General features: G+C 72.2%; 8 protein-coding genes. All 8 read left to right on the top strand.

From position 1 onward, the window contains the following. Positions 1 to 115: 115 nt before the first annotated feature. The 8 genes from FHY05_RS02420 (at position 116) to cobA (ending at position 13,574) form a co-directional block, all read left to right on the top strand. Positions 116 to 3,838, top strand: coding sequence for an Ig-like domain-containing protein (locus FHY05_RS02420; protein WP_183942792.1), 3,723 nt, complete (start codon positions 116 to 118; stop codon positions 3,836 to 3,838). 247 nt (positions 3,839 to 4,085) lie between these two features. After that, a complete protein-coding gene (locus tag FHY05_RS02415) occupies positions 4,086 to 4,667 on the top strand; it encodes an ANTAR domain-containing protein (protein ID WP_183942791.1) in 582 nt (193 codons plus the stop codon). Beyond that, on the top strand, positions 4,664 to 5,875 hold the full coding sequence (locus tag FHY05_RS02410; RefSeq protein ID WP_183942790.1) for an ABC transporter substrate-binding protein: 1,212 nt from the start codon (positions 4,664 to 4,666) through the stop codon (positions 5,873 to 5,875). The genes FHY05_RS02415 and FHY05_RS02410 overlap by 4 nt, the downstream gene beginning before the upstream one ends. Positions 5,876 to 6,124: 249 nt before the next feature. Further along, complete coding sequence (locus tag FHY05_RS02405) at positions 6,125 to 7,312, top strand: NarK/NasA family nitrate transporter (RefSeq protein ID WP_183942789.1); 1,188 nt, start codon at positions 6,125 to 6,127, stop codon at positions 7,310 to 7,312. Positions 7,313 to 7,395: 83 nt separating this feature from the next. Next, positions 7,396 to 9,888: a nitrite reductase large subunit NirB gene (nirB, locus tag FHY05_RS02400; RefSeq protein WP_183942788.1), complete on the top strand. Its 2,493-nt coding sequence runs from the start codon at positions 7,396 to 7,398 to the stop codon at positions 9,886 to 9,888. Further along, positions 9,885 to 10,223: a nitrite reductase small subunit NirD gene (nirD, locus tag FHY05_RS02395; RefSeq protein ID WP_183942787.1), complete on the top strand. Its 339-nt coding sequence runs from the start codon at positions 9,885 to 9,887 to the stop codon at positions 10,221 to 10,223. The genes nirB and nirD overlap by 4 nt, the downstream gene beginning before the upstream one ends. Then, positions 10,220 to 12,805, top strand: coding sequence for a nitrate reductase (locus FHY05_RS02390; RefSeq protein ID WP_183942786.1), 2,586 nt, complete (start codon positions 10,220 to 10,222; stop codon positions 12,803 to 12,805). The genes nirD and FHY05_RS02390 overlap by 4 nt, the downstream gene beginning before the upstream one ends. Beyond that, positions 12,795 to 13,574: a uroporphyrinogen-III C-methyltransferase gene (gene cobA, locus FHY05_RS02385; RefSeq protein WP_183942785.1), complete on the top strand. Its 780-nt coding sequence runs from the start codon at positions 12,795 to 12,797 to the stop codon at positions 13,572 to 13,574. The genes FHY05_RS02390 and cobA overlap by 11 nt, the downstream gene beginning before the upstream one ends. Positions 13,575 to 13,884: the final 310 nt, after the last annotated feature.

Below are 13,884 nucleotides of genomic sequence, written 5' to 3'. Positions count from 1 at the left end.
CCGTCGCGCGGCGGAGCGAGCGCGACCGGCACCGGCAGTGCCGCCATATGTCTGTCATACTGACCTACTACGTCGCTCTTAAACTTGCAGATTCTCTCCAACGTGAGTGCCGGTGATGCCTGACGTCTTCATCAACGAGATCCACTATGACAATGTCGGCACCGATGCCGGCGAGGCGATCGAGATCGCCGGCGTCGCGGGCACCGATCTCAGCGGCTATCGTCTGGTCTTCTACAATGGCACGAACACGCCCGCCGCTGCGCCGGCGTACGACACGCTGGCGCTGAACGGCACGATCGACGACGAGGGCGCTGGCTATGGCGCGCTGTCGTTCGCGCGCGCGGGCATCCAGAACGGCGGTGCCGACGGAGTCGCGCTGATCGCGCCCGACGGCAGCGTCGTCCAGCTGCTCTCCTACGAGGGCAGCTTCACCGCGGCCGCCGGCACACCGGCAGCGGGCGTCACCAGCACCGACATCGGCGTGTCGGAGGATCCCGCCCCCGCGATCGGCCTGTCGCTCCAGCTCACCGGCGCCGGCTCGAGCGCGGCCGACTTCACCTGGGCGGCAGGGCAGGCGAGTAGCTTCGGCAGCGTCAACGCCGGGCAGAGCTTCCTCTCCGCCACGGGCACCGGGCGGATCAGCGTCGCCGACGCGCAGGTGGCCGAGGGCGACGACGGCGTCACGCAGCTGGTCTTCACCGTGCGCCGCGCCGGCGGCACCGCGCTGGCGGCGAGCGTCGACTATGCCATCCATCTCGACGGCACGGCGACCGCCGACGACCTCGCCCCCGGCGCGGCGCTCGGCGGCACGGTCCGCTTCGCCGCGGGCGAGGCGAGCAGGACGATCGTCGTGCCGGTGCACGGCGACGTCGTCGGCGAGCCCAATGAGACGCTGTCGCTGACGCTGGGTGCGACCACCGGCGACGTGGTGGTCGACGTCGCGCACGCCACCGGCACGATCGTCAACGACGACCCGATCGCGCTCAGCATCGGCGCGATCCAGGGCGAGGCGCACCGCTCCGTCTATGTCGGCCAGAGCGTCACCACCACCGGCATCGTCACCGCGGTCGACAGCAACGGCTTCTATCTCCAGTCGGCGCACGGCGACGGCAACGACGCCACCTCGGACGGCATCTTCGTCTTCACCAGCACAGCGCCCACGGTCACGGTGGGCGACGGCGTGTCCGTCGCCGCGACGGTGACCGAATATGCCGGCGACGCGCAGGGTCTGACGCTGACCGAGCTGACCCGCCCGACCGTGACGGTGGAGAGCAGCGGCAACGCGCTGCCCGCGGCGGTGGTGATCGGCCAGGGCGGCGTGCTGCCGCCGAGCGCGGTGCTCGACGACGACAGGCTCAGCCAGTTCGATCCGACGCACGACGGGCTCGACTTTTGGGAGTCGCTCGAGGGCATGCGCGTGACGATCGACGCGCCGCAGGCGGTCTCGAACACCAACGACTTCGGCGAGACCGACGTGGTCGCCTCGCACGGGCAGGGCGCGACGGGCGTCAACGACCGCGGCGGCATCACCATCTCGCCGGGTGACTATAATCCCGAGAAGATCCAGATCGACGACGACAGCGGCGTCTTCGCCGGCTTCCACCCGGGCTACACCATCGGCGACCAGCTCAGCAGCGTCACCGGCGTGGTCAATTACTCGTTCGACCAATATGAGGTGATTGCCACGGAGGCGGTGAGCGTCACCCGCGACGTGACGCTGGCGCGCGAGGTCACGTCGCTGGCGGGCGACAGCAACCATCTCTCGATCGCCACCTACAATCTCGAGAATCTCGACACGTCGGACCAGAAGTTCGACGTGCTGGCGGGTGACATCGTCTACAATCTCAAGGCGCCCGACGTCATCGCGGTGCAGGAGATCCAGGACGCGGACGGCGCCGGCAGCGGCGGCGACCTGTCCGGCACGGTCACCGCGCAGGGGCTGATCGATGCCATCTACGCGCAGTCCGGGCTGCACTACGCCTATGTCGAGGTGGCACCCACCGTCGCCGGCTCGACCGGGGGCGAGCCCGGCGGCAACATCCGCAACGGCTATCTCTACAACACCGACCGCGTCGGCTACGTCGACGGCAGCGCCGAGCTGATCACCGGCGCGGCCTATCAGGGCACGCGCAACCCGCTGGTGGCGCAGTTCACCTTCGCCGGCGAGACGGTGACCGCGATCAACGTCCACCTCACCTCGCGGCTCGGCAGCGAGCCGCTGCAGGGCGCCGACCAGCCAGCGGTCAACGCCGGCGACGCCGCCCGCACCGCTCAGGCGGCGGGCGTGAAGGCCTATATTACCGAACATCTCGCCGACGACCCGGCGCTCAACATCGCGGTGCTGGGCGACTGGAACGGCTTCTACTTCGAGGACGCGCAGACCCAGCTGACCGATCCGGCCAAGGGCGGCGTGCTGACCAACCTGAACACGTTGCTGCCCAGCGAGGAGCGCTATTCCTATCTGTTCGAGGGCAACGCGCAGCAGATCGACAACGTCCTCGTCACCCAGGGGCTGGTCGGCGGCGCCAGCTACGACTCGGCCCACCTCAACTCGCAGGCGGCGGGAGAGCGCCCGACCGATCACGATCCGCAGGTGGCGCTGCTGTTCGTCGGCGCCGCGCCGAGCGACCTGACACTCAGCCACGCCAGCGTCGCCGAGAACCTGGCCCCGGGCACGGTCGTCGGCACGCTGTCCGCCACGGACACGCCCAACGACACGCTGCACTACGCGCTGATCGACGACGCCGGCGGCCGTTTCGCGGTCGATGCCGGGACGGGCGTGATCACCACCACGATCCCGCTGGATCACGAGGCTGCGGCGAGCCACGCGATCGTCGCGCGCGCCACTGACAGCGCGGGCGCCGCGACCGAGCACGGCTTCGTCATCGCGGTGGGCGACGTCGACGAGGCACCCGCCGCCGCGGCGGACGCCGTGCGCGTCGACGAGGACGCCACCAGCCCCAACCTCTGGGCGACGCTGCTCGGCAACGACCGCGACCCCGACGCCGGCGACACGCTGACGATCGCCGCGGTCGACACGCAGGGCACGCTCGGCCACGTCGCGTTCGACGCGGCGAGCCAGACGCTGCGCTACGTCGCCGACGCCGACTCGTTCGACTCGCTTGCGACCGGCGCGACCGCGACCGACCGCTTCAGCTACACCGTCACCGACGCTGCCGGGCTGACCAGCAGCGCGACGGTGGAGGTGACCGTCACCGGTATCGCCGACGGGATCACGCGCACCGGCACGATCTTCGCCGACCGGCTCACCGGCACCGCGGGTGAGGACCGGTTGTCGGGCGGCCTGGGCAACGACACGCTGTCGGGGCTGGGCGGGCACGACCGGCTGATCGGCGGCCTGGGTCAGGACACGCTCGACGGGGGCGACGGCAACGACCTCCTCTTCGGCGGGCTCGGCAACGACGTGCTGCGCGGCGGTGCGGGACGCGACGCGCTGTTCGGCGGGCTCGGCAACGATCAGCTGTGGGGCGGAGCGGGAGCTGACAGTTTCCACTTCGGGCGGATCGAGGGCAGCGACACGATCGGGGACTTCGACACCGCCGCGGACCGGATCGTGCTCGACGACGGCCTGCGCGTGCTGCGCACGCAGGTGAGCGACGTCGACCGCGACGGCGTGAACGACCTGCGGGTGACGTTCAGCGGCGGCACCTCGGTGACGCTGCTGGGTGTGAGCGACGCCGCCAAGGTGGTGTACAGCGGGCCGGACACGGACTCGGGTCATCTGCCGGGACTCGACGGGCTGCTCGATGAGGTCGGCGACATCCTGGTCGGCCTGGCCGGTCCGTCGCGCGCCGAGATCCTGCATCCCTGGCTCTGAGGTCGGGGTCCGGCGGCGCCGAACGCTCGAGTGAGGGGCGCGGCATGATGGCGACGCCGGTGCCCGGGGCGGGTCGTCGCGATGGAGCGCGACGGCGCGGTCATGCTCGAGCGTGCCGCGGCCGCGCGGGTGCGTCCGCGCCGCCGGCCTCCTCGGCCGGAGCGTGATCGGTTCTTCGCTCGCTACGTGCCGGCGCGCGCCACGTGCGGGGTGGCGGCGGGATCGCCCGGTGGCCTAAGGCAGGGCCGTGAGGATCGCGATCATCGACACCAGCACGACTCGCGCGGCGATCATCGCCGACGGGCTGCGCGAGGCCGGGCTCGACGACCGGGTGGTGATCGACCCGGCCGGGCCGCTGGTGAAGCAGATCGAGGCGTGTGCGCCCGAGGTGGTGCTGATCAACCTCGAGAACCCCAGCCGCGACCTGCTCGAGGACTTCTTCGCCATGTCGCGCGCGCTCGACCGCCCGATCGCCATGTTCGTCGACCAGTCCGACGCCGAGGCGGCGCTCGCCGCGGTCGACGCCGGCGTCTCGGCGTATGTCGTCGACGGTCTCGCCAAGCAGCGCATCAAGCCGGTGCTCGACGTCGCGATCCGGCGCTTCCAGGCCTTCTCGCGCCTCCAGGCCGAACTCGCCGAGGCGCGCACCTTGCTGGCCGACCGCCAGACGATCGATCGCGCCAAGGCGATCCTGATGCGTCGCCGCGGCATCGACGAGCCCGCCGCCTACGCGCTGCTGCGCGACCATGCGATGCGCTCGAATCGGCGCATCGCCGAGGTGGCGGAGGCGATCGTCACGAGCGACGCGCTGATGGGAGACCTGCCGTGACCTTGGAGACGCTGCGCCTCGGCTTCCTGCCGCTGGTCGACGCCGCGCTGCCGATCCTGGCGCACGAACTGGGGTTCGCCGAGCGGGAAGGGCTCGCGCTGGAGCTCGTCCGCGACGTCACCTGGGCGACGGTGCGCGATCGGCTTCTGTATGGCCACAGCGACGCGGCGCACATGGTGGCACCGCTGGCGATCGCCACCGCGCTCGGGCGCGACCGGCCCGCGGTGCCGATCGCCGTGCCCTTCGTGCTCGGGCTGAACGGCAACGCGATCACCTTCTCCACCGCGCTCGGCACCGCCTGCGGCCTCGGCGAGTCGCTCGGTGACCCGGCGGCGGTCGGCGCCGCGCTGCGCGCCGTCGCCGCGGCACGACACGCGCGGGGACAGCCGCTGCGCTTCGGTGTGGTGCATCGCTACTCCAGCCACAATTACATGCTGCGCTACTGGCTCGCCGGCGTCGGCATCCGTCCGGACCGCGACGTCGAGATCGTCGTCACCAGCCCGACCTTCGCGGCGGACGCGCTCGCCGCGGGCGAGGTCGACGGCCTGTGCGTCGGCGAGCCGTGGAACTCGATCGCGGTCGATCGCGGCGTCGGGCGGATCGCGCTGGCGACCGCGCAGATCTGGCGCCGCGGAGTCGAGAAGGTGTTGGCGATGCGCGCCGAGGTGGCGGCCGAGCGCGCCGACGCGACCGCGCGGCTGATCCGCGCGCTCCACGCCGCGGCGGCGCATTTCGTCCTGCCCGACAGCGCCGAGGAGAGCGCGGCGATCCTCGCCCGCCCGGTCTATCTCGACGCCCCCGCCGAGGCGATCCGGCGCGCGATCACGGACCGGGTGCGGCTCGTCGCCGGCGGCACCCCGGTCCATTATCCCGACTTCATGTTCCAGTACCGTGAGGCCGCCAACTTCCCGTGGCGCAGCCAGGCCGCCTGGCTGTACGCGCAGATGACGCGCTGGGACGGCCGCGCCTTCGACGCCGGCGAGGCGGGGGTGGCGAGCGCGACGTTCCGCCCGGACCTGTACCGCGCCGCGCTCGCCGGCACCGGCGCGCCGCTGCCCGGCGCCAGCTCGAAGCTGGAGGGGGCCCTGGACGAGCCGATCGGCGCGGGCTCGACGCAGGGGCGGCTGGTGCTCGGCACCGACCGCTTCTTCGACGGCCGCGCCTTCGATCCCGACGACATACCGGGGTATCTCGCCGGGCTGCCGTGATCGCGCGGCGGTGCTGCACTTGCGAGAAAGGGCTTGTGCGCACGCCGCGAATCAGGCAGCTTCAGCGTCGCCCGGCAATGGCGTCGGGCACGAGATAGCAGCGTCGTTCGCTCCAACGCCGGGGTGACGACGCTGACCGACGACGGGCCGACGGCCCGTCCGACGAGGCAACGAAGCCGCCAGGACGCGCCCGCCACGGGCCGCCGTCCTGGCGGCTTTTTTCGTTTCTGGTTCCGCGAAGGAGCAGCGATGGCGACGGCATATTGGGATCGGGCGGCGGACAAGACGGGCGGCTTCTGGCGCAGCGGCCACACGCCGACGCTGATCGCGGCCTTCCTCTATTTCGACCTCGCCTTCAAGGTGTGGGTATTGCTCGGCCCGCTCGCGCCTGAGATTGCGCTGACACTCGGCCTTACCCCTGCGGAGAAGGGGCTGATGGTCGCGACGCCGACGCTCGCCGGGGCGGTGCTGCGCGTCGTCAACGGCCTCGTCGTGGACCGGATCGGGCCCAAGCGCGCGGGCGCGATCAGCCAAATCATCGTCATCGCCGGGCTCGCGATGGCCTGGCTGCTGGGCGTGAACAGCCTCGCCGGCACGCTGGCACTGGGGGTGATCCTCGGCTTCGCGGGCGCCTCCTTCGCGATCGCCCTGCCGCTGGCGAGCCGTTGGTACCCGCCCGAGCATCAGGGCAAGGCGATGGGGCTCGCCGGCATGGGCAATTCCGGCACGGTGCTGGCCGCGCTGTTCGCGCCGGCGCTCGCCAAGGCGTTCGGCTGGAACGCGGTGCTGGGGCTCGCCTGCCTGCCGCTCAGCGCGGTGCTGCTGGTCTATCTGGCGCTCGCCAAGGACGCGCCCAACCCGCCGGCACCGCGCTCCGTCGCGGCCTATCTCAGCCCGTTGCGCCAGCGCGACGCCTGGTGGCTGATGGGCTTCTACGCGGTGACGTTCGGCGGGTTCGTGGGGTTGGCGGCGAGCCTGCCGATCTACTTCACCGATCGCTTCGGACTGAGCACGGTCGCGGCGGGCTATGCCACCGCGCTCTGCGTCTTCGCCGGCTCGCTGGTGCGCCCGGTCGGCGGCGCGCTGGCGGATCGCGTCGGCGGGGTGCGCGCGCTCTCCGCCGCGCTGGCGCTGGCCGCGCTGGCGCTGGTCGGCGTCAGCGCCGCGCCAACGGTGCAGGCGGCGCTGACCCTGTTCGCGCTCGCGATGCTGGCGCTGGGCGTCGGCAACGGCGCGGTGTTCCAGCTCGTGCCACAGCGTTTCGCCGCCGAGATCGGGGTCATGACCGGGCTGGTCGGCATGGCGGGGGGCGTGGGCGGCTTCTACCTCGCCTCGTCGCTCGGCGTGGCCAAGCAGGCGACCGGCAGCTTCGCGCCCGGCTTCCTCGTCTTCGCCGGGCTCGCCGGGCTCGCGCTGCTCGGCCTCACCCTCGTCTAGGCGGACTGGCGCCGCCGCTGGAGCGCCGGCGGCGGCGTCCGGATCTGACCTTACCCGACACCTCCGACTGACAGGGAGCTATCGTGAAACACGACCCCATCGAACCGCCCGCGGGCGACCTGCGCGAGCATCTTGTCGTGATCGGCAACGGCATGGCCGGCTGCCGCGCGGTCGAGGAGCTGCTGGCACGCGACCCCGATCGCTACCGCGTCACGATCATCGGCGCCGAGCCGCTGGTGAACTACAACCGGATCATGCTCTCCCCCGTGCTGGCGGGCGAGAAGACGTTCGACGACATCGTGATCAACGATGCCGGCTGGTATGCCGACAACGGCATCACGCTGCTGAGCGGCGATCCCGTCGCGGCGATCGATCGCGCCGAACGCACCGTCCTCACCCGCTCGGGACTCACGCTCGGCTACGACCGGCTGCTGATCGCCACCGGCTCGGACCCGTTCGTCATTCCGGTGCCGGGCCACGACCTGCCCGGCGTGGTCAGCTTCCGCGACATGCGCGACGTCGAGGCGATGCTCGCCGCGGCGGCGCGCGGCGGCAGCGCGGTGGTGATCGGCGGCGGGCTGCTCGGGCTGGAGGCGGCGCACGGGCTCAGCCTGCGCGGCATGCGCGTGACGGTGTTGCACCTCATGCCGACGCTGATGGAGCGCCAGCTCGACGAGGCGGCGGCGTGGCTGCTGAAGTCCGCGCTCGAGGCGCGCGGTCAGACGATGCTGACCGGCGCCGACACCGCCGCGATCACCGGCGACGGCCGCGTCGAGGCGGTGCGGCTCAAGGACGGCACCGAGATCGCCGCCGACCTGGTGGTGATGGCGGTCGGCATCCGCCCCGCGGTGGCGCTGGCGCGCGCTGCCGGGCTCGACGTCGGTCGCGGCATCCGCGTCGACGACCATATGGTGACGAGCGACCCGGCGGTGCTCGCCGTGGGCGAGTGCGTCGAGCACGACGGCCAGGTCTATGGGCTGGTGGCGCCGCTGTGGGACATGTGCCGCGCGCTCGCGGATGGGCTGGTCGGCACGCCGAGCGGCTACCGCCCCGCGCCGACCGCGACCAAGCTCAAGGTCGCCGGGCTCGACGTCTTCTCCGCGGGCGATTTCGCGGGCGGCGACGGTGCCGAGGACATCGTGCTGCGCGACGCCAGCCGCGGCATCTACAAGCGCGTCGTCGTCCGCGACGACCGCCTGGTCGGCGCCGTGCTGTACGGCGACACCGCGGACGGCAACTGGTATTTCGACCTGCTCAAGCGGGGCGAGAGCGTGGCGCCGTTCCGCGACGCGCTGATCTTCGGCCAGGCCTTCGCCGCGGAGGGCGCCCCCGCGGACCCTAGAGCGGCCGTTGCGGCGCTCTCCGACGCGGCGGAGATCTGCGGCTGCAACGGCGTCAGCAAGGGCAAGGTGCTGGCCTGCATCGACGGCGGCGCGCACGGGCTCGACGCGGTGCGCGCCGGGTGCAAGGCGTCGGCGAGCTGCGGCGCGTGCACCGGCACGGTCGAGGCGCTGCTCGCGTGGCGGCTCGACGGCGCGGTCGAGACCGGGCCGAAGACGCTGTGCCGCTGCACCAGCTTCGGCCACGACGACGTGCGCCGTGAGATCGTCGCGCAGGGCATGCGCTCGATCCCCGAGGTGATGCAGCGGCTGCACTGGGCGACGCCGGACGGCTGCGCCTCGTGCCGCCCGGCGCTCAACTATTACCTGCTGTGCGCGCTGCCGGGGGAGTATGTCGACGACCAGCAGAGCCGCTTCGTCAACGAGCGGCTCCATGCCAACATCCAGAAGGACGGCACCTACTCGGTGGTGCCGCGGATGTGGGGCGGGATCACCAGCCCGCGCGAGCTGCGCGCGATCGCCGACGTGGTGGAGAAGTATGACGCACCGATGGTCAAGGTGACCGGCGGCCAGCGGCTCGACATCTTCGGCATCCGCAAGGAGGACCTGCCCGCGGTGTGGGCCGATCTCAACGCCGCCGGCATGGTGTCGGGCCACGCCTACGGCAAGGCGCTGCGCACGGTGAAGACCTGTGTCGGCAGCGAGTGGTGCCGCTTCGGCACGCAGGACTCGACCGGGCTGGGCGTGAGGATCGAGCGCGCGACCTGGGGCAGCTGGATGCCGCACAAGTTCAAGATCGCGGTCAGCGGCTGCCCACGCAATTGCGCCGAGGCGACGATCAAGGACTTCGGCGTGGTGTGCGTCGACTCGGGCTATGAGCTCCACGTCGGCGGGAACGGCGGGATCAAGGTCCGCGCCACCGACCTGCTGTGCAAGGTCGCCACGGAGCGCGAGGCGATCGAGATGTGCGCCGCCTTCATCCAGCTCTACCGCGAGGAGGCACGCTACCTCGAGCGCACCGCGCCGTGGATCGAGCGCGTCGGGCTCGCCTACGTCCAGTCGCGTCTGCTGCCCGACGCGGAGGCGCGCGCCGCGCTGGCCGAGCGCTTCTGGTTCTCGCAGCAGTTCACGCAGGAGGATCCCTGGGCGGCGCGCGCCGCCGGAGCCGAGCGCGAGCATCACGCGCCGATGGCGCGCTTCCAGCCGCGACCCCAGCCGCAGGAGGAATGGGCATGACGGGTGAGTGGCTCGACATCGGCTGGATCGACGAGATCCCGCTGCGGGGCAGCCGCGTCGTCCAGGTCGACGGCGGCGACGACATCGCGCTGTTCCGCACCGGTGACGGGCAGGTGTTCGCGCTGCGCGACCGCTGCCCGCACCAGCACGGTCGGCTGAGCCAGGGCATCGTCCACGGCGCGACGGTGACCTGCCCGCTGCACAATTGGCGGATCGCGCTGTCGAGCGGCGAGGCGCAGGGAGAAGATCGCGGCTGCACGCCGACGGTGCCGGTCAAGCTGAGCGGCGGACGCGTGCTGCTCTGCCGCGCCAGCACGCTGCGGGCGGCGGCGTGAGCGTCCGCACCACCTGCGCCTATTGCGGCGTGGGCTGCGGCATCGTCGCCACCCGCACCGGCGAGCGGGCGGTGCGGATCGAGGGCGACGTCGACCATCCCGCCAATCGCGGTCGGCTCTGTTCCAAGGGTACGCACCTGGGCGAGACGGTCGGGCTCGACGGCCGCCTGCTGCACCCGATGATCGGCCAGCGCCGCGCAGGCTGGGACAAGGCGCTGGAGCTCGTCGCTCGCCGCTTCCGCGACGCGATCGCGGAGCACGGCCCCGACAGCGTCGCCTTCTACGTCTCGGGCCAGCTGCTGACCGAGGATTATTACGTCGCCAACAAGCTGATGAAGGGCTTCATCGGCTCGGCCAACATCGACACCAACTCGCGGCTGTGCATGTCGAGCGCGGTGGCCGGGCACCTGCGCGCGTTCGGCGAGGACGTGGTGCCCGCCAGCTACGACGACGTCGACGCCGCGGATCTGATCGTGCTGGTCGGCTCGAACACCGCCTGGTGCCACCCGGTGCTGTACCAGCGGGTACGCGCGCGCTGCGCCACGGGCGCGCGGATGGTGGTGATCGACCCGCGCCGCACCGAGACCGCCGACGAGGCCGACCTCCACCTCCGCCTCCGTCCGGGCAGCGACGTCGCGCTGATGAACGGGCTGCTCGCCTGGTGCCGCGACCATGACGCGCTCGATCGCGCCTTCCTCCGGGACCATGTCGCCGTCCCGGACGGCTTCTGGGCCGCGCTGGCCGACGGCGGCGACCTCTGGTCGGTGGCGCGCGCGTGCGATCTCGCGCCCGCCGAGCTGCGCCGCTTCTACGAGCTGTTCGTCGCGTCGCCGCGCACCGTCACGCTGTTCAGCCAGGGCGTGAATCAGTCGGTGACGGGAACCGACCAAGTCAACGCGATCCTCAACGTGCACCTCGCCACCGGACGGATCGGCAAGTCCGGCGCGCAGCCCTTCTCGGTGACCGGTCAGCCCAACGCGATGGGCGGGCGCGAGGTCGGCGGGCTCGCCACCTCGTTGGCGGCGCACCTGGACTTCTCGGCGTCCTCGCGCGCGCTCGTGCGGCGCTTCTGGGCCGCGCCGACGATCGCGGCCAAACCCGGGCTGAAGGCGGTCGACCTGTTCCGCGCCGTGAAGGAGGGCCGGATCAAGGCGCTCTGGGTGATGGCGACCAACCCGGCGGTCTCGATGCCCGATGTGGGGCGAGTCCGCGACGCGCTGGCGCGCTGTCCGTTCGTGGTGGTGAGCGACGTGGTGGCGAACACCGACACCAGCCGCCTCGCGCACGTGCGGCTGCCCGCCGCGGCCTGGGGCGAGAAGGACGGCACCGTCACCAACTCGGACCGCACCGTCAGCCGCCAGCGCGCGATCTTCCCGCTCCCGGGCGAGGCGCGCCCCGACTGGTGGATCATCGCGCAGGTGGCACGCCGGATGGGGTGGCGCACCGCCTTCGCCTATGACCGGCCCGCGGAGATCTGGCGCGAGCATGTCCGCCTCTCGACCTACGGCAACGACGGTGAGCGGCTGTTCTCGCTCGCCGGCCACGCCGCCGGCGGCAACGCCGGCTATGACGCGATGGCGCCGTTCCGCTGGGGCGGCACGCCGTTCGCGGACGGTCGGTTTCCCACCGACGACGGGCGCGCGCGACTGGTCTCCGTCGCACAGAAACCGCTCGCCGCACCGCTGCGCGACTGGCCGCTGCTGCTCAACTCCGGGCGCTACCGCGACCAGTGGCACAGCATGACGCGCACTGGCCTCTCACCCAGGCTCGCCCGACACCGTGACGAGCCGCTGGTCGAGCTGCACCCGGACGACGCCGCGACCGCCGGCGTCGTCGACGGCGGGCTCGCGCGCGTGACGACGCCGCAGGGCGCGACGCTGTATCGCGCGCGCGTCACCGATGCGCAGCGGCGGGGCGAGCTGTTCGTGCCGATCCACTGGACCGACCAGAACGCGAGCGGCGGGCGCACCGGCCGGCTGGCGCGCGCGCAGGTCGACCCCGTCAGCGGCCAGCCCGGCTTCAAGTCGTGCCCCGCGGCGGTGAGCGCGGTGACGTGCGGCTGGCGCGGGTTCCTGCTCGTCGCGGGCGAACCGGCGCGTCGCCCCGACTGCCTGTGGGCGACACGCGTGACCCTCGCCGCGGGCAGCCTGTGGGAGCTCGCCGGTGACGGTCCGCTCGCACCGATCGAGGCGTGCCTGCCATCGGGGGAGCGGATCGAGGCGGCCGACCGCGCGCGCGGCACGCGGCGGATCGCCGTCATGGCAGAAGGCCGACTGCGCGCCGCGCTCTTCCTCACGGCCAGCGGCGCGCTGCCGCCGCGCGACTGGCTGATCGCTCAGCTGAACGCGCCCGCCGCGCCGACCCTGCTCGCCGGCCGCCCTCCCGGCGGCACGGCGGACCGCGGGCCGATCGTGTGCGCCTGCCTCAACGTGGGGCTGCGCACGATCCTGGACGCGATCCGCGAGCAGTCGCTCGCCGACGTCGCCGCGATCGGTGCCGCTATCGGCGCGGGCACCAATTGCGGCTCGTGCCGCCCGGCGCTGGCGCGCCTTCTCGCCACGGAGACGACCGATGCCGCATGACGATTTCCTCCCCGGCATGGTGTGGCTGGTCGGCGCCGGCCCGGGTGACCCGGAGTTGCTCACGCGCAAGGCCGAGCGGCTGATCCGCGCGGCGGACGTGGTGTTTCACGATGCGCTGGTAAGCGCTGAAGTGCTCGATCTCGTCGCGCCGGGCGCGCGTCGTGTCAGCGTCGGCAAGCGGTCCGGGCGCCACTCGGTCGCGCAGGAGACCATCGACGGTCTGATCGTCGCCGCGGCGCAGGAGGGCGCGCGCGTCGTCAGGCTGAAGGGCGGCGATCCCGCGATCTTCGGCCGCACGGCGGAGGAACTGGCGGCGTGCCGGACGGCAGGGGTGCCGGTACGAGTCTGCCCCGGCGTGACCGCCGCCAGCGCCGCCGCCGCGGCGGGCGCCAGCGCGCTGACGTCACGCGGCATCGCCCGACGGCTGGTGTTCGTCACGGCGCACCTCGACACCGGCGCACCGGCCGAGCTCGACGCCGCGGTCCTGGCGGACTCGGGCGCGACGCTCGCGGTGTACATGGGGCGCGCCGCGGCCGGATCGGTCGCACGGCAGCTGATCGCGGCGGGGCGCCGCGCCGACACGCCGGTGCTCGTCGTGGTGAACGCCTCGCTGCCGCGGGAACGTGTGGTCCATGGACGGCTCGACGCGCTCGCCTTCCTGGTCGAAGCGGTCGGGGCCCGTGAACCGGTCATGCTGTTGATCGGGGAGGCCGTACGAGGCGGCGAGCCGGTGGGGCATAGCCGTGCGCGCAGGTCGGCACTCGTATGAGGCGTCCCTCGGTTCGGCTGGCCACTCACCTGCAAACACCGGCATGCGGCTGGACCGCCTTCGCGTTCTACGTGGCGGTTTGTTGTGCGATAACGATCATGGTCCTGGGACTGCGGTAGAGTGAGATCTGAGCGACTGAAGGCTCGCGGGAAGGCCGCGCGAACCCGAGGTCGCCGAGGCGTACCTCTGGACGGATCGTGATGTGCCACACCGACGATGGTCTTCGCTCCGTCGATCGCCGCATCAGACCGGGCCTGGGCCGACCGCGGTGAGGGCCGTGGCGGCGTGACGGAAGAACTCGGTGGCGCTA

This window comes from Sphingomonas sp. BK580 (assembly GCF_014194975.1).
In the GTDB taxonomy this organism is placed as follows: Bacteria; Pseudomonadota; Alphaproteobacteria; order Sphingomonadales; family Sphingomonadaceae; genus Sphingomonas.
Note: the sequence above shows the minus strand (reverse complement) of the source record. Positions and strands in the feature narration are given on the sequence as shown.